The organism is Pseudohalioglobus lutimaris, assembly GCF_002866825.1.
In the GTDB taxonomy this organism is placed as follows: domain Bacteria; phylum Pseudomonadota; class Gammaproteobacteria; order Pseudomonadales; family Halieaceae; genus Halioglobus; species Halioglobus lutimaris.
This window is the reverse complement of the sequence record NZ_PKUS01000007.1, coordinates 114642-130937: the sequence shown is the minus strand read 5'-3', so window position 1 is coordinate 130937 and position 16296 is coordinate 114642. Positions and strand designations below refer to the sequence as shown.

The window sequence follows — 16296 nt, the reverse complement described above, 5'->3', positions numbered from 1 at the left end:
GCAGGGTTCATTCTGAGTTAAACTGGTAAGACCTGATCAACGACACAGCGCGGGGACAAAATTCATGAAGATTGGCGTGTGCCTTCCCTATATGAAGGCCGGACTCAACCGGGAAGACTACCTGGCCTGGTTCAAGGCAGTAGATGAAGGCCCCTTTCACGCTATTTCCTGTGGGGAACGGGTACACGGGCCCACCTATGACATGCGCGTTGTTCTTTCTGCGGCGGCTATGGCCACACAGCGTGTGGAACTTACCCCAACGCTTTATGTGCTGCCGATGCATAACGCGACCCGCGTGGCCAAGGAGATCGCGACACTGGACATTCTTTCCGGTGGCAGGGTCAACAAGGTCGTCGTGGGCTATGGTGGCAGGGAACTGGATTATGCAGCAGTGGGCGCGCGCTTCGTCGGTCGCTATGGCCGTATGGACAAGCAGGTGGCACAAATGCACCAGGTGTGGAATGGAGAAGAAATTGTTGTCGGAGGTGGCCCTATCGGCCCCACTCCGACCTGGCCAAAGGCGCCTGCTTTGCTGGCTGGTGCCATGGGGCCCAAGAGCATTGAGCGCTGCGCCCAGTGGGCAGACGGCCTGTACGCCTGGTCAGGCAACGGCGAGCGCGAGGAACTGCAGCGCAGCTTTGACATGGCCGATGCCGCCTGGGCCCGGGCCGACCGTGATACTGCTCCCTATCGGCTGGGCGGCTTCTGGTACACCCTCGCAGACGACGGCCAGAGCAAGCTCTACGACTACGTCTACGAATACCTGGCTATTGCCGGACCGGAGATTGCTAAAATGATGGCAGAGAGCGTGCACCGCAGCTCAGCAGACGCACTGCTGCAAGGCCTGGACAACGCCGAGGCCGCCGGATGCGAGGAGGTATTCCTGGTCCCCGCCACCGCCGAACTGGCGGAAATTCACAGGCTGGCCGAACTGCTGGAAACCAGAGGCTGAAGCTGCGCCCACGACAAGCTCTTCGCCAGGCGTTGAAGTAACGTATACTGCGCCACCAACCAAAACAACACACTAGCACCGCGAGACAATGACATGGCTAAAAGAGTCTACCTTTTCAACGAGGGCAACAGGGATGACCGTGAACTCCTGGGCGGTAAGGGCGCCAACCTCTGTGAAATGACCTCCCTGGGACTACCGGTTCCATTTGGTTTCATTATTACCACCGACACCTGTAGGGAATATTTCCAGACCGGCAACAAACTGCCCCGGCTGCTGGAGCAGGAATACCGCGTCGCTCTGGATATGGTTGAAAAGCAAATGGATGCCCGCTTTGGGGACCCGGAAAACCCGCTACTGTTCTCGGTGCGTTCAGGTGCGCCGGTGTCCATGCCCGGCATGATGAACACCATACTCAACCTCGGCCTGAACGATGAGATCGCTGCGGGCCTGGCAGCGAAAACCAACAATCCAAGGTTTGCCTACGACTGCTACCGCCGGTTCATTTCCATGTTCGCCGACGTGGTGATGGGTATCCCCGGAGAAAAGTTTGAGCATGAAATAGAACAATACAAGGCAACCCACGGCAAGGTTCAGGACGTGGAGATGAGCGCCGAGGACTGGCAGGCCATCATCGCTATTTACAAGACCCTGGTCGACTTTCCCGAGGACCCGTTCCAGCAGTTGAAGATGGCCGTGGAGGCCGTGTTCCAATCCTGGCACACCCCCAGGGCGATCATCTACCGGGAGATGAACAACATCCCCGACACCCTGGGCACAGCTGTCAGCGTACAGGCCATGGTATTCGGCAATTTCGGCGAGGACTCCGGTTCCGGCGTCGCCTTCACCCGCAACCCCTCTACGGGAGAGAAGCAATTCTTCGGTGAATTTCTGTTCAACGCTGCGGGCGAGGACGTGGTAGCAGGCATACGCACGCCATTGGAGGTAGAAGCCTTGCGCGAGCGCCAGCCGGAAGTGTACGAGGAATTATATAAAACCCAGGCGCTACTGGAAAAACACTATCGTGACATGCAGGACCTGGAGTTCACGGTACAGGAAGGCCGCTTCTATATGCTGCAGACACGCAGCGGCAAGCGCACCGGTCGGGCAGCAGTGAAGATCGCCGTGGAGATGGTTGGTGAGGGTATGATCACCGAGAGTGAAGCGCTGATGCGGGTGTCGCCCGAGCACGTTGAAGCCTTCCTGCATCCCACCGTTGACCCCACTGCCAAAAAAGACATCGTGGCCACGGGCCTGCCCGCCAGCCCCGGCGGTGCAACCGGTGAAATCGTCTTTTCCGCAGAGGAAGCAGAAGAGGTTGCCGCCAAAGGCCGCTCCGTTATCCTGGTGCGCAGGGAGACCACTCCCGAAGATATACACGGCATGAAGGTCGCGGCGGGCATACTCACCGAACTGGGAGGCATGACGTCTCACGCTGCCGTGGTTGCCCGCGGCATGGGTGTTTGCGCCATCACCGCCTGCGGCACCCTCACCATCAATTACGCAGAAGGCACCGCGCAAACTGACGAAGGCGTGGTAATGCGCCGCGGTGACACCATTACCATCGACGGCACCTCTGGCGAAGTCATGCTTGGCGACATACCCAAAACCGAAGCGTCTTCATCCGACGACTTCCAGACCCTGCTGTCCTGGGCAGACAAACACCGCCGCCTGAAAGTTCGCGCCAATGCCGAGACACCGGAAGACGCGGCGAAGGCCAGGGAACTGGGCGCCGAGGGCATCGGCCTGTGCCGCACAGAACACATGTTCTTTGAAGCCAGCCGCATTGAGAAGATGCGCGCCATGATTCTCGCTGAATCCAGCGAAGAGCGGCAGAAGTACCTGGATGCGCTGCTCGAGTTCCAGCGCGCCGACATGTTCGAGTTATTCAAGGTGATGGACGGCCTGCCGGTGACCATCCGCCTGCTCGACCCACCGCTGCACGAATTCCTGCCCCACGATGAGGAGGATATGCGGGCCCTGGCAAAGTCGGTTGGCAAGCCCGTGGAAACAGTCCGCGCAATCGCCGAGGACCTGGCCGAGGTCAACCCCATGCTTGGCTTCCGCGGCTGCCGGCTGTCCATCGTCTACCCGGAGATCACCGAAATGCAGGTGCGGGCGATTATGAGTGCAGCGGCCGATGCAGTGGAACAGGGCTTCAAACCCAAGCCGGAAATCATGATTCCACTGGTGGTCAATGTGCGCGAAATACGCCTGATCAGCGAGATCATAGACCGGGGGGTACAGGCAGTACTGCGCGAGAGACTGGTGTCAGTGCCTTATAAGGTGGGCACGATGATGGAGACGCCGCGGGCCACGCTGGGGGCAGATCGCCTGGCACCCGAGGTGGAGTTCATGAGTTTTGGTACCAACGACCTCACACAGATGACCTACGGTTTCTCACGTGACGATGCGGGAAAGTTCATCACCAGCTATATCGAGAAAAAACTGGTGGACGCGGATCCGTTTGTCACCCTGGACCAGCGTGCGGTAGGCCGTCTTATGGAAATGGCAATCACCGAAAGCCGCAGGGTCAAAAAAGGAATCAAGTACGGGATTTGTGGCGAACACGGCGGCGACCCGCGCTCCATCCGCTTCTGTCACAACCTCGGGCTGGACTACGTATCCTGTAGCCCCTTCCGTGTGCCTATCGCCCGCATTGCGGCGGCGCAGGCCCACGTGGAGGCGAGCAAGGACGATTGACCCGCAACGGGCCGGACGTTGACGGGGCGCGGCAACGCGCCTCGCCAAACCAATGCCTCAGCCGGACATATCTTCCTTGAGCACAAATTTGAGCACCTTGCCGGCGGGGTTACGCGGCAGGGCATCGACTATTTCCAGGCGCAGCGGCAGCTTGTAACGTGCCAGGTGCGGGTCGGCAAATGCACGCAATTCCTCAAGCGTCAGCGAACGACCCTCGTGCAGGGCGACAACTGCGGTGACCGCCTCTCCCCACTTTTCATCCGGCATACCAATCACCGCCACCTCGGCGATAGCGTCGTGTTTGTAGAGCACGCCCTCGACCTCGGCCGGGTACACATTCTCTCCGCCTGAGATCACCATGTCCTTAAGGCGGTCGCAGATAAACAGGAAGCCGTCTTCGTCCAGGTAGCCGATATCCCCGGAATGGAACCAGCCCTCGCTGTCGATCGCCGAAGCGGTGGCGTCGGGACGGTTCCAATAGCCCTTCATAATATTGGGGCCGGCGAGGCAGATCTCACCCTTTTCCCCTGCAGGCAAGGGTTGGTTATCGGGATCGACGATGCGGGTGTCGCTGAAAATAGGCGCCTGGCCAGCGGAACCCAGTTTACTCACTGCAAACTCGGGTGTGAGGAATGCGGAGAAGGGTGCCGTCTCGGTAAGGCCATAGCCCTGGCAGAACGATACGCCGCGAGCCCCGTAGAGCTCAATCAACGACTCGGGAACGGGCGCAGCCCCGCAAATAAGGGTTTCCACTGAGCTCAGGTCAGTATCGGCAAACTGCGGCTGCTGGGACATAAACAGGTACATCGCCGGGGCACCGAACATATGCGTCACCTGGTAGCGCTCGAAATTCTCCAGCGCCTGAACTGCATCGAAGTTACGCAGCAATACCAGCTTGGAGCCGAGGTGGAAAGAATGCAGGGTCATCACGTTGAGGCCGCCAATGTGAAACAGCGGCGCTGCGGTAAGAATGACATTATCCCGGGTGCCGCCGAACGCCATACTCGCATTGATGTTGTTCCACATCAGGTTCCCGTGGGTCAACATGGCGCCCTTGGGCAGCCCGGTGGTGCCTGAGGTATACATGATTACCGCTATATCGTGTTGGTCAACGGATACAACGCTGGTGATGGGCTGGGCCGCATCGCGCTCACTGTCCAGGTGGCGCCAGCCGTCGGCCTCGCTCTCGGAGGCGAAGAACTCCCGGCAGCAAAGATTGTCGCGCGCCGGCTCCAACACCGGACGCAGGGTATCGTCGACAAACAGCGAATGGATACCGGCATCGTTGATAATGAAAGTCAGTTCCTCCGCGGTCAGGCGGAAGTTCAAGGGGACGAAAATGGCCCCAAGTGTCTGTGCCGCAAACAGCGTCTCCAGCAGTGCAGGATGATTAAACCCCAGATAACCTACACGGTCCCCGACGCAGACGCCGGCCTCACGCAGCAACTGGGCCTGTCTGCGCACGCGATCGGCAAATTCGCTATAGAGCAGTTCGCGCTCCTCAAACACCAGCGCTGTGCGCTCGGGGTTGAGGGCCGCACGGCGCAACATCACACCGGCGAAATTCGGTTCAATTCCAGGTCGATTCACGGTCGTATCCTTATTTAATTAATATACTACGACCGGGAAGTGAACCATGGATTCTGCCCGGGCTCAACTACCCCGCTCGCAATGCCACATAGACCTGATCAATGAACGGTATTTATCCGTCGGACTTAAGCCCGGCCGTAAAACCTGATACATTCGCGCCTTGTATTTTCCAGCCCCCGGATATCGATCATGACCAGCAGTTTCTTCCCCCCGCAACGCACCCTGATGGGGCCAGGCCCCTCCGATGTCTCACCCCGGGTCCTCGGCGCCCTCTCCCGCCCTACCATCGGCCACCTCGATCCCCTGTTCGTACAACTGATGGACGAAATCAAGGAGCTGCTGCAGTACGCATTCCAGACAGAAAATGCGCTGACCCTGCCGATATCCGCGCCAGGGTCCGCTGGAATGGAAGCCTGCTTCGTCAACCTGGTCTCTCCGGGTGACACCGTTATTGTCTGCCAGAACGGGGTTTTCGGTGGACGCATGAAAGAAAACGTGGAGCGCTGCGGCGGCACCGCAGTCATGGTCGAGGACGCCTGGGGCGAACCGGTGAGCACTGACAAGGTGCGCGCTGCGTTTGCGGAGCACCCACAGGCAAGCCTGCTGGCTTTCGTGCACGCGGAAACATCCACCGGGGTTCGCTCCGACGCCCAGGCCCTTTGCGCCCTGGCCCGGGAAAACGGCGCGCTGTCGATCGTTGATGCAGTCACCTCTCTGGCGGGTATCGAAGTGAAGGTGGATGCATGGGGCGCGGACGCGGTCTATTCAGGAACCCAGAAGTGCCTGTCCTGCATCCCCGGCATTTCACCCGTCACCTTCAGCCAGCGAGCAGTGGAGCGCATCCAGAACCGCAGTCACAAGGTGCAGAGCTGGTTCCTCGACATGCAGTTGGTGATGGGCTACTGGGGAGGCAGCGCCAAACGCGCTTATCATCATACCGCCCCGGTGAATGACCTGTATGCGCTGCATGAGTCACTGGTGATGCTGCAGGAAGAAGGCCTGGAAGCAGCCTTCGCCCGTCACCTGCGTAACCATCGCGCCCTCGTGGCCGGACTGGAAGCCATGGGCCTGAGCATGGCGGTGGCTGCCGAACATCGCCTGCCGCAGCTCAATGCCGTCAATATCCCGGCCGGCGTGGATGACGGTGCTGTGCGCGCTGCACTGCTCAACGACTATGACCTGGAAATCGGTGCCGGGCTGGGTGCCCTTGCGGGCAAGACATGGCGCATCGGTCTTATGGGCTCCGCCAGTACCGAACGCAACGTGGTTTACTGCCTTACCGCATTGGAAGCCGTGCTCAGCCGGCAGGGTGCGAGCATAAAGAAGGGAGCTGCCCTGGACGCGGCGAGTGCTGTGTTCAGCGCCTGATCAGCATGTCCCAGAGCAGCGAGACGCTGTCTGAACCAGACCCGCGATGGGTACGATAGTGGACATGATCCCGGCCATCGGCGTCTGGCTGTAGCTCGATACTCCACAGTGGCGTAATTTCATTGGGTAGCAGGGAGTAGCGGATATCCATGATGCGGTTGGCGTAGATTGGGTCCCTGGCGATATAGCCATTACTGAACCAGCGGAACCGCTCTACGTCCCTGGCCTGCTGCGACGCCGGGTCCAGCCAGGGCAGGTCGCGATCAATCACCAGCTTGGCCACTGAATCGCCCGGGTAGACCCGCGGCCACAGGGAAGCGCGAACCGCGTCAACGTAATAGCGATCACCCGTTTCGTAGACAACCTTCCACACCAGTATATTGGCAAAACTGGGTTTGGCTTCCAGCCGCAGCGGTGTATGGCCACGCTCGGCAGCCAGCGCCAGTCCCATGTCCTGCGCAGCGTCGCGCTGCACCAGCCCCAGGCCCAGGTACGCGATAGCCCAGGCCAGGCCCAGGCGAGCCAGTGCCGGGCGCCCGAGGCGGGCGGCCAGCACCACCGCCAACAGCAGCGGCAGGGTAAACAGTGGATCGATGATCGAGATGGTATTCCAGGCAAAGCGCTGTTCGCTGAATGGCCACAGCAGCATGGTGCCATAGGTCGTACAGCTGTCCAACAGCGCATGCGTAGCGTAGCCAAGCGTACAGAACAACCAGCTCTGCGCCGGGCTGAGCCCGCGCCTGCGCCCCAGTAACTGATGCAACACCAGTGCACAGATGGCACCACCGATGGGAATGAACACCAGGGCATGGGTAAACTGGCGGTGATACTCCAGAAACAGCAGGGGGTCTTCGCTGGAACGGATCAGCACGTCGAGATCAGCCGCCATGCCGGCGAGGAACCCCAGCAGCCCCGCACTGGCAACCAACCGGGGATTACTGGTGGACTGGGGCAGCGCAGCGCCCAGCACGCCCTGGGTCATCGGGTCCATGACAGCCTCATGACAAACGTAAAGGCCACAAAGTTACAGAAATCACTTCCCTCCCACCACCTTACCTTGGGTATTATTTTTACACTTTTTTACAGAACGCCAGCCGAATAATGCAGTCGAACCTGGCGAGACCAACAGGAGAACATCTATGCCAACAATCAGAACCCTCGCCGCTGCCAGCGCCATTGTCACGCTCGCCGCCTGCACAACCAACCCCTACACCGGTGAGCAACAGGCCAGTAAGGCCGCGACCTATGGCGGCGGTGCCGCGGCGGTGTGCGGGCTGATAGGCGCTATCGACTCGAGCAAGCACGCGCGCAACGCTGCGCTGGGTTGCGGCATTGTCGGCGCGGGCGTCGGCGCCTATATGGATGTACAGGAAACCAAACTGCGTGAGCAACTGCAGGGTACCGGTGTACAGGTCGCGCGCGAAGGCGACAACATCCGCCTTATCATGCCCGGCCATATCACCTTCGAAACGGATTCCTACAACCTTCGGGGCAGCTTTTACCCGGCACTCAATTCCGTAGGCCAGGTACTGGCCAAATATGCCGACACCACCCTGCGCGTCACCGGCCACACCGACAATACCGGCAGCCGCCAGTACAACCAGAACCTGTCGGAGCGTCGCGCCGCCAGCGTAGCCGATTACCTCGTCACCAGACAGGTCGCCCGGGACCGCATGTTGACTGTAGGCGCCGGCTTCGACCAGCCTATCGCCGACAACAGTAGCGAACAGGGGCGGGCCACAAACCGCAGGGTAGAGCTGTACATCCTGCCGAAGACGAGCTGAACTCCGCGAGCGGTGTGTCAGCGGATGTCAAAGGAGTAATAGAGATCGACCGAGTTTTCCAGGCGACTCATTACTTCCAGCCACAGGCGACTCTGCAGGTAGAGTCGCGCTGTGAGCACATTGATCGGCTCATACAGCCCAATGCCGTAGGACACGTAGATACGGTTCCCGATGTACCCACTGACCGTCGCGGCGGTGTCATCCTGTTCGCCAGTGGCGCCAAAAGCGATATTACTGATCAGTGGCAATCGATTAAGCCCTGAAACGATGCCGCTGCGGTTGACGACGTCCGCGCCCAGAGACAGTGCCAGAGCTGTCCCGTCGGCCCCGGCCCCCGAATCCAGCGCACGCCCGCGAACCAGGTAGGACATGGCCTCACCCTGCGACATGACCGGTTCGGAATACACCTCCAGCAGCGGCTCATCCAACGCGCCAGTCAAACGGGCGCCGACGGTCACTCCATCGCTGCGGATTTCGCGCTCTGCGGCGATATTCAGTTCCGGGTTTTCCGGCGGGCCCGAAAAAGCAATGGTACCGCGTTGCACCTGCAGGTGCTGGCGGAAAACGAACAGCTCTCCCCCTTGCAGGTTCAGGTTGCCGAACACCTGCAGCGCCTTGCCCGGCTCCTGACGCAGCTGGAGCTCCCCACCCAGGGTGGCGCTGATAGTCTCGCCCTCTACCCGAAAATGCTCGCGTAAATGCAACCGGATATCCGCCCGCACATCGAAGGGCCGGTCCTCGCCAATTACGTTACCGCGCAGATCTACTTCCACCACATCGCGAGATATCCCAACGCTCCCTTCCGGCAGCTCTTCGTGGCGCAACACGCCTTCGTGCACGTGGATATCGCCACCCACATCAAGCAGGTTATTGGTCAGCAGCAGCGAAAGCTCCTCGGAAACCAGCATTTCCGAACTCGGCGGAAGCAGTATCTGGTGGCGTTCTCCGCTGATCGCCAGTTCCAGGCTCAGCTGCGGATGCGCAAGTATATTGCCACGGAGGCTTACCTCACCGCCGCCGAGCAGCCCGCGACCCTGCAACTGGCCAGTTGCGCCGTCGAGCTGCAAGTCCAGATTGAGCGCAGTCAGTTCAGTGGGATTGCCGACGACGACAAGCTTGCCCTCGCGCAGGCTGAGATTGCCGATGGCCTGCGGCTTAGCCGCTGTACCCTGCAACTGCAGCACACCGCTGAGGGCCCCCTGCAAGGTAGATAGCTCGGTAACCCAGGGAGAGAAAACCGCGAGTTGCAGCGCGTCGAGCGTCAATTTTCCACTGATCTGCTGGTCTGCGGCCCGCGGCAACAGGGCGTCGACGACCAGCACTCGCCTGCCCTCACGCACCACGTCGCCGCTCAGCGCCAGCGACTCGCCCTGGCGGGAGGCCTCAAGGTTCATCGACTCCCAGGTAATACTAACCTTCTCTCCCATGCCGTAGAGTCGTTCGACCTGCAAGTCGCGAACGCGCGCCACACCTTCCAGGGTCGGCGCACTGTTTTCTGCCCAGGCCAGCTTCAGCTCCGAATGCAATCCACCACGCACCCGCAGGCCGATTGGAAGCACGCCGTTAAATGCGCTGACATCGCCAGTTAGCCGAACATCGATATCACCGGTGTTGCCAACCAGCAGTTGCTGGCCGCAGAGTTCGAAATCCGGATGCCGCCAACAGTGGCCGTCAATCCGCAGTGTACCCAGCTGGGCGTCCCAGCCCAGAAGCACCGGCGTATCCAGTACCCAGGGCCCTGCGGAGGTCCCCAGTTCAGTGGGCTGCAGTGTTCCCTGCCACTGGTCGTTGTCCATGGCACCGTCAACCTGCAGTTGCCCGTCTATACTCCCCTGTGAAGACAGCAGGAGGCGGTGACTTGCAGCACGCCCAAGCACTGAGAGCGTGACCGCGTTCAGGTGGTAGCTGTCACGGCGGATAGCCGGGGCCTGCAACAGCAGCTCTATGTCCTGGTCAGCGCCGGCATAGTCCAGCCGCAATGTCGCCTCGGGTATCTCCATACCCGCCAGCGTGATATCACTGGCCACCCCGTTTATCGACATCACCTGTCGATCCAGGCCGCCGGTGCCGCGCAATGCCAGGCTACCACGGGCGCCGACGAACCAGCGACCGAGATCATCCAGTTGCAGGCTCAATTGTGCGTCACTCCCCGGTTCCCGGGCGGTATCAATAGACAGCTCCGCACCGTTGACTTGCGCCTGCAGTTTCCCCGGCAGCAAGCGCAGAGAGGAAGTCAGCCCCGCATATCCCTCGACCTGCGCGGGCAGGCCATTCACCGTTCCCTGCAGGTTTACCGCGGGCAATTGCAGGCGCCAGCCGTTGTCATCGCCACTGGCACGTAAACTCACTTTTCCCGCTAATCGGCCGGGCTCACGGGCCAGCAACGGAGGCAGGTAGATGCCATCGCTACTGGCATCAGCAACCAGCGACCAGGAGGGCCCCAGCACCAGTTCACCAGTCGCCGCGAGGTGACTGTCAGAGGCGGCGTCCTGCAATTCAAGGGATTCAACATACAGTCGCGAGGACTGCAGTCGGGCACGCAGCGTCAGGGCAAGCGCTGCGTAACCCTGCCCGCTGAACTCGCCGGAAACGTCAACGTCCTGCGCGTCCAGTGTGCCACTGACCCGCGCCTTCACGGGTGACAAAAGCTGCAACCCAGCGAGCGGGCCGCTGATCCCTGTGATTTCAACCAGGCGGGGTTTCCCTGGCCATTGCACGCTGGTCTCCCCCTTGAAGGGCAGTCCCGGTGCAACCAGGTTGGCATACCCGTCAAGGCTGACCTCAGGGAGACCGGCGGATTCCAGCTTGACCTGAAGATCATCCAGGCCCCCGGACAAGTGTAGCTGGACGCTTCTGCCGCCGAGCTGGGGTGGTTCCATGTTTTCGTCCAGCGAAATATCGGCCATCAACTGCAGCGGCCACTGCTTCTTGAACGTCAGAGAACCGCTGGCCACCACTGTCCCGATGTCATCGGCCGCGATGGACAGCTGCTTGAGCTCCAGACCATCCCCTCGCCACGACCCCGCCAGCTCGAGAGACTGCAGGCTGTGTTGCGTTTCACCCAGCAGCACTCGAGGTTGCTGCATGAGCAGGTGTTCTACCCGCAGATCCAGCGGCAGGAATAGTTGTGACGGTTGAAAACCCGCATAGGAGGGTTCCGGTTGTGCGTCCTGCGTCAGGCCAAGCTCAGGTGATTCGGCCTCGGCACGAATAATCGTGATGCGACTCCCCGCAATCTCCACTTGCGCCCGCAGCTCCTGCTGCTGCCAGTGCCCACCCGGCCAACGGACATTCACGCGCTGCAGATAAACGTCAGGCAACGCATAGGCATAGGGAATAGAAAGAAGCTGGCGCGCACCCTCGTCGGCCCCGCCATCGACAACGTCGTCAGCCTGGGGGTCATCGCTGACGTCCAGGGACAGGGACCGGGCACTCAGTTTCTCGAAACAAAAAGTGCTGACCCAGAAACAGCCCAGATCCAGGCGCGACTCCACCTGTTCGAGTCGCAATGAGACGTTGCCCACATCGATATCGAGCTGCGCCAACCGCAGCTCACCAAACAGACTGCCCGCAAGATACTGCGCCTGTACGATACCGCTGCGCTCGACCAGCTGCAGAAGCAGCCGGGTGCCCGATGCAGTGAAAGGCAATGCACACAGCAGGGCGAACAGCAGCAGCAGAACGGCGGCGGCGTAGCTCAGCGCCTTCAAAACTCCGCTCCTATCGCGACATGCAGGCGCCAGGAAGGATTATCATCGGTCACCGGATTAGCCAGCTCAACACGAATGGCACCCACCTGAGTCACATAGTGCAACCCCACCCCCGCACCCACATTAAGATTGAATTCGCCCTCGTCAAAAGCGTCCCCGGCATCGACAAACACGGCACCGCGCCAGCTGTCCGTCACGCTGTACTGGTATTCCACGCTTGCCGTCACCAGACGCTCGCCACCCACGACCAGGCGCACGGGATCACCGCTGTCACCTGTCACCGTCACTTCATTACCGATCGACTGGTAGCTGTATCCTCGAATCGTCTGGCTGCCCCCGGCGAAAAAGTTCAGTGATGGAGCCAACTGGTCGCGATCACTGTCGCTGACAAACGCCGCGCCCAGATCACTACCCAACACCAGGCGATGCTTCGCACCCAGCGACTGGATATACCCAAACCTGGCGCTCAACCGCAGCAGGTCCACATCTGAGCCGAAGTCGCCGTGCGCCGCCTCCACCTGGTACCACTGACTGAACCCGGAGCTGGGGTTGACCAGCGAGCCTTTGCGCTGGCGCTGGGAGAATGACAGTCCGGGTAGCAAATAGTCGCTTTCCTGATCCAGCCCCTGTGCATCCCAGGCTTCATCCAGGCCGCGCAGGGAATAGCTGTAAACCCACGGACCACTGCGTAGCTCGCGCCTGATACCCAGTTCCTTCTGGTTACTGTCCAGATCACCAAACTCGTTATCCTCCAGCCGTGCCCAGAACTGCAGTACGTCGTTCAGCGGGTGGGAAAGGGGAACCTGATAGGTGAAGTGCCCGCTGGGATTGATAGAGGAGTACTGCAGTCTAGTTTCCTGACTGTGCCCCAGTCGATTCAGTTTCGGGGTCCGCCAGGTCACGGATAACCTTTCCCGGGTGTCCGTACTGAACCCTATACCGAGGTCAAAGCTGTGTCGCTTGGCAGGATACAGCGTCATGTCCATGGGCACCTGGCCGTTCTCAGCCCTGCCCAGGTCCGGCCTCAGGATCACCGTGGAGAAGTAGCCGGTGCGCTGGAGCTGGGCCTGGGTCTCACTTAGCTTACGCTGCTCGTAAGGCTCGCCCTCCTGCACCTTGATCAACGGCTGCAACAACTCCTGACGAATGATGTCCTGGTCATAAAGCAATTGTCCAAATGCATAGCGCGGTCCACTGGCGAAATGCAGTACAACATCGGCCGTACCGCCCACTGGCTCGACCTCAACCCGGGCGGCTTCAAACACACCGTCGAAATAGCCGCGCTGTTGTGCCAGCGTCGCGATACCGCGGCGCGTGCGCTCATAATCGCTGTGATTGAGTACGGTTCCCGGGCGCAGAGTTGTCGACGCCACCAGGTCGGTGAGTGCGGAGTCAGTACTGCCCTCTCCCACCATCTTTATGTCGATATTCCGCAGGCGCACCGGCTCACCGGGCTGGACGCTGATGTGCAGCGACCAGGGAGTGACCTGGCGGTTCAGGTCCATATCTATCTCCGCCCGGTAATAACCCAGCGCCTTAAGACTCTGCTCTACCTTGCTCCGTGCCGAGTGGAGGTAATTGGAGCGTGACTGTGGTGTCTCTGGCGCATTACCCAACCAGGCAAGCACATTTTTGCGCAGGTCGTCCTCGACACCTGTCAACTCGACCGACAGCAATTCTGCCCAGACCAGGGGAGCATGCCAGAGGCCCGACAGCAATAGCGCCAGGCTACTCCATTTTCGCCACTGCTGAATCAAGCTGAGCGGGCACCACCCCAGTAGTTGTAGCCGGCGATACGCGGCGTACCCGGTATATATTGCTGCTCCAGATTGGTGACAGTGAAGCCGCCAGCGTCTAAAAGCGCAGGAATATCACGGTTAATGTGACACCCTCCCGCAATTTTTCCCCAGATACCATTGATGCGGTTCTGCCATTTCACCACACCACTGTCAGGCGCCAGGCCGTGCTCGCAAAACAGCAGCTCCCCCTCAGGGCGCAACACCCTGCGCATGCCGCGCAGTGCGGCCACGGGGTCGGGAATGGTACACAGGGAGAATGTCACCAGCACCGTATCCACTGAGTTCTCATCCAGCGGGATTTCTTCGCCTGGCAGGCCGATAAATTCCACATCAAAATCAACGTGAGCGGCGCGTTCGCCCGCCAGCACCCAGGACTCCTCCGAGGGGTCCAGACCAATCAGGCGCTCCACTTGTGATGCCTGGTAGTAAGGTAGATTCAGACCGGTGCCAATGCCAATCTCCAGAACGGTGCCCCGTGCATGTGGGACCACTTTCTCACGCTGCTTCATCATTGGCTTTGAGCCACAGGCGCAATTGATAAAATGCGGAAGTATATGCTTTTCGTAGAATCCCATGGTTGGCTCCGGTATAACACATCCGGATTATAGTCGGTTCACCGCGGCAAAAATACGCTAAAGTAATCCTTTGAGCCTCTCTACAATGGACACCTGATGTTTGACCAGTTTGAAGCCAACACGCCGTTGTCCAAGACAGAATTTGAACAGCGCGCGCTGCCTTTACGACAACGGCTGCTAGAAGCGCAGTTCGGTATCGAGAAAACAAACCACCCGCTGATCATTGTGGTGGCGGGACTGGCCGGGGCGGGCAAAGGCGTACTGGTGCACCGGCTCAACGAGTGGATGGACCCCAAGGGCATCGAAACCAACACCTATTGGGAGCATTCCGACGAGGAAGAAGACCGCCCCTTCCTCTGGCGCTACTGGAACAAACTGCCCCCGCGCGGACAAATCGGCATTTTTCTTGGCTCCTGGTACACCCACCCCGCCCAGGCACACGTTGATGGCCGCCTGAGCCAAGAGGCCTTCGCTGGCGCCTGCGAACGCATCAATATCTTCGAGCGCCAGCTTTCGGACGATGGCGCCATTATTATCAAGCTGTGGCTTCACGTATCCGAAGAGACCCAGCGTCGCCAATTGGAGGAGCATGCGCCAAAACGTCAACAAAACCCCAGGGTGACCGATAACCCCTATGAGCTGCGTGGCAAGTACCAGCGCGCACTGGCGGTCTCGGAAGAACTTGTTCGCGGCACCCAGACGCTGCAATGCCCCTGGCATATCATCGATGCCGAGGACCGCCGTTTCCGGGAGGTCAAAGCCGGGGAAGTGATTCTCGACAGCATCAACCGCCGCTTGCAGTTCGCGAACGACGAGGAGCCCGCGACCTTATTGCCCGAGGCTGCTGATGCGCTCGCCTGCGTTAATCTTGATAAATGCCTGGACAGGTCTGAGTACAAGCGCAAACTCCGCAAGCATCAGTCCAGATTACAGGACCTCGCCTGGGAGGCCTATCGCCAGCGACGCTCTCTGGTCACCGTGTTTGAAGGGTGGGACGGCGCGGGAAAGGGTTCAGCAATTCGCCGTGTAACCAGTGCCATTGACCCGCGTCTTTACAAGTTGATCCAGATCGCTGCCCCCAGCGATGAAGAACTGGCGCAGCACTATCTATGGCGCTTCTGGCGTAAATTGCAACGAGACGGACGCACGACTTTATTCGACCGCTCCTGGTATGGCCGGGTGATGGTCGAACGCGTTGAGGGGCTGGCCAGTGAGGAGGAGTGGACGCGCGCCTTCAGGGAAATCAACGAACTGGAATCGGAGCTAACCAGCCACGGCACCATTGTCGCCAAGTTCTTCATTCACATCAGCCAGGATGAACAGCTGGCGCGCTTTCAGGCCCGTGAGGCACAACCGCACAAGCGGCATAAGATCACTGAAGAGGACTGGCGCAACCGGGAAAAGTGGCCCGCCTACGAGGGCGCGATAAACCAGATGATAGCGCAAACCCACACGCCCCTTGCGCCATGGCATATCGTGCCCGGGAATGACAAGCTCTACGCTCGCATCCATATCATCAAGACCCTGTGCAGGACCCTTGAGAAAGCCCTCTACTGACCTTGCATTGAGCCTGGCTGTTCCAGCTCGCGGACATGGAATACGCCGAATAAAAATACGTTGAACAGGTGCAAGGCCATGGAACCACCGGCCTGTTGGCAGCGCTTGTAAAAGACCGCCATTTCGACCACGTGCGCCACCGCCAGCAATAACAGTATGCGCAGCGACCAATCCCCCACAGCGCTTCCCGCGTAGATCACGCCCATCGCGCCGAGAACGACATAGCCGACCAGAATTGCCATTTTCGTAGCTGACATAACT

11 protein-coding genes are annotated in these 16296 nt (G+C 59.9%); 5 read left to right on the top strand and 6 right to left on the bottom strand.

Annotated elements, in window-relative coordinates; genetic code table 11:
- Positions 1-64: 64 nt before the first annotated feature.
- Both C0039_RS07720 and ppdK read left to right on the top strand, forming a co-directional pair.
- Complete coding sequence (locus tag C0039_RS07720) at positions 65-952, top strand: LLM class flavin-dependent oxidoreductase (RefSeq protein ID WP_101517753.1); 888 nt, start codon at positions 65-67, stop codon at positions 950-952.
- 93 nt (positions 953-1045) lie between these two features.
- On the top strand, positions 1046-3652 hold the full coding sequence (gene ppdK / locus C0039_RS07715) for a pyruvate, phosphate dikinase (RefSeq protein ID WP_101517752.1): 2607 nt from the start codon (positions 1046-1048) through the stop codon (positions 3650-3652).
- 57 nt (positions 3653-3709) lie between these two features.
- Here ppdK and C0039_RS07710 read toward each other — a convergent pair whose 3' ends face one another.
- Positions 3710-5242: an acyl-CoA synthetase gene (locus tag C0039_RS07710; protein WP_207796400.1), complete on the bottom strand. Its 1533-nt coding sequence runs from the start codon at positions 5240-5242 to the stop codon at positions 3710-3712.
- A 189-nt stretch (positions 5243-5431) separates the two neighbouring features.
- On the opposite strand from C0039_RS07710, the gene C0039_RS07705 reads away from it, so the two are divergent.
- On the top strand, positions 5432-6610 hold the full coding sequence (locus C0039_RS07705) for a pyridoxal-phosphate-dependent aminotransferase family protein (RefSeq protein ID WP_084179766.1): 1179 nt from the start codon (positions 5432-5434) through the stop codon (positions 6608-6610).
- Here the strand turns inward: C0039_RS07705 and C0039_RS07700 are convergent.
- Positions 6600-7601, bottom strand: coding sequence for a metal-dependent hydrolase (locus C0039_RS07700; protein WP_076000967.1), 1002 nt, complete (start codon positions 7599-7601; stop codon positions 6600-6602). The two genes, C0039_RS07705 and C0039_RS07700, sit on opposite strands and share 11 nt — an antisense overlap.
- A gap of 148 nt (positions 7602-7749) precedes the next feature.
- Here C0039_RS07700 and C0039_RS07695 point away from each other — a divergent pair, with 148 nt between their 5' ends.
- Entirely contained in the window at positions 7750-8394 is a 645-nt protein-coding gene (locus C0039_RS07695; protein WP_076000966.1) for a YiaD family glycine zipper/OmpA-like lipoprotein, read from the top strand.
- 17 nt (positions 8395-8411) lie between these two features.
- Here the strand turns inward: C0039_RS07695 and C0039_RS07690 are convergent, their stop codons facing one another.
- The 3 genes from C0039_RS07690 to C0039_RS07680 are packed head-to-tail and all read right to left on the bottom strand — an operon-like array spanning position 8412 to position 14478.
- Entirely contained in the window at positions 8412-12104 is a 3693-nt protein-coding gene (locus C0039_RS07690; RefSeq protein ID WP_101517749.1) for a translocation/assembly module TamB domain-containing protein, read from the bottom strand.
- The gene (locus tag C0039_RS07685) at positions 12101-13861 is read right to left on the bottom strand and encodes an autotransporter assembly complex protein TamA (protein WP_133125960.1); all 1761 of its coding nucleotides are present in this window, start codon (positions 13859-13861) and stop codon (positions 12101-12103) included. The genes C0039_RS07690 and C0039_RS07685 overlap by 4 nt, the downstream gene beginning before the upstream one ends.
- Entirely contained in the window at positions 13858-14478 is a 621-nt protein-coding gene (locus C0039_RS07680) for a class I SAM-dependent methyltransferase (RefSeq protein WP_076000963.1), read from the bottom strand. Before C0039_RS07680 ends, C0039_RS07685 begins: the two co-directional genes overlap by 4 nt.
- A 96-nt stretch (positions 14479-14574) precedes the next feature.
- Here C0039_RS07680 and pap point away from each other — a divergent pair, with 96 nt between their 5' ends.
- The gene (gene pap / locus C0039_RS07675) at positions 14575-16035 is read left to right on the top strand and encodes a polyphosphate:AMP phosphotransferase (RefSeq protein WP_076000962.1); all 1461 of its coding nucleotides are present in this window, start codon (positions 14575-14577) and stop codon (positions 16033-16035) included.
- Here pap and C0039_RS07670 read toward each other — a convergent pair.
- Positions 16029-16292 carry a hypothetical protein gene (locus C0039_RS07670; RefSeq protein WP_076000961.1) on the bottom strand — a complete coding sequence of 88 codons (264 nt, stop codon included), beginning with the start codon at positions 16290-16292 and terminating at the stop codon, positions 16029-16031. The two genes, pap and C0039_RS07670, sit on opposite strands and share 7 nt — an antisense overlap.
- Between the last annotated feature and the right edge of the window lie 4 nt (positions 16293-16296).

Excerpts from the sequence above, each read along its gene's own strand:
- C0039_RS07720 (WP_101517753.1), top strand. The coding sequence starts at position 65 with ATGAAGATTGGCGTGTGCCTTCCCTATATGAAGGCCGGACTCAACCGG.
- C0039_RS07705 (WP_084179766.1), top strand. The coding sequence starts at position 5,432 with ATGACCAGCAGTTTCTTCCCCCCGCAACGCACCCTGATGGGGCCAGGC.
- C0039_RS07700 (WP_076000967.1), bottom strand. The coding sequence starts at position 7,601 with ATGGACCCGATGACCCAGGGCGTGCTGGGCGCTGCGCTGCCCCAGTCC.
- C0039_RS07695 (WP_076000966.1), top strand. The coding sequence starts at position 7,750 with ATGCCAACAATCAGAACCCTCGCCGCTGCCAGCGCCATTGTCACGCTC.
- C0039_RS07670 (WP_076000961.1), bottom strand. The coding sequence starts at position 16,292 with ATGTCAGCTACGAAAATGGCAATTCTGGTCGGCTATGTCGTTCTCGGC.
- ppdK (WP_101517752.1), top strand. The coding sequence starts at position 1,046 with ATGGCTAAAAGAGTCTACCTTTTCAACGAGGGCAACAGGGATGACCGT.
- pap (WP_076000962.1), top strand. The coding sequence starts at position 14,575 with ATGTTTGACCAGTTTGAAGCCAACACGCCGTTGTCCAAGACAGAATTT.
- C0039_RS07680 (WP_076000963.1), bottom strand. The coding sequence starts at position 14,478 with ATGGGATTCTACGAAAAGCATATACTTCCGCATTTTATCAATTGCGCC.